This window comes from Micromonospora sp. MW-13, assembly GCF_003434305.1.
Taxonomy (GTDB): Bacteria; Actinomycetota; Actinomycetes; order Mycobacteriales; family Micromonosporaceae; genus Micromonospora.
Genome location: NZ_QKKX01000147.1, coordinates 1 through 237, shown reverse-complemented (window position 1 = coordinate 237; position 237 = coordinate 1). Strand labels below are relative to the sequence as shown.

Genomic DNA, 237 nt, shown 5'->3' with positions numbered 1-237 from the left:
ACCCCGAACAGGCCGCCGTCACTGTTGACCAGTGTGACGATCCCATAGCCGATGACCGCCACCCCGAGGCCGATGGACGCCACCCCGGCTAGGACGTCACTGCCGACGAGCCTGGCGATCCCGAGGCCGATGAACGCCACCCCAGGGCCGATGAACGCCACCCCGAGCAGGACCTCAATGTTGCCCGGTGCGTCGGTCTCGTGGCCGATGACCGCAGCCCCGAGCCCGATGACCGCC

At 69.2% G+C, this 237-nt stretch carries 1 protein-coding gene; it reads right to left on the bottom strand.

Annotated features, from left to right (window positions below; all coding sequences use genetic code 11):
- Positions 1 to 237: hypothetical protein (locus tag C5N14_RS32550; protein WP_371685952.1), on the bottom strand; the 237-nt coding region annotated here is incomplete at both ends.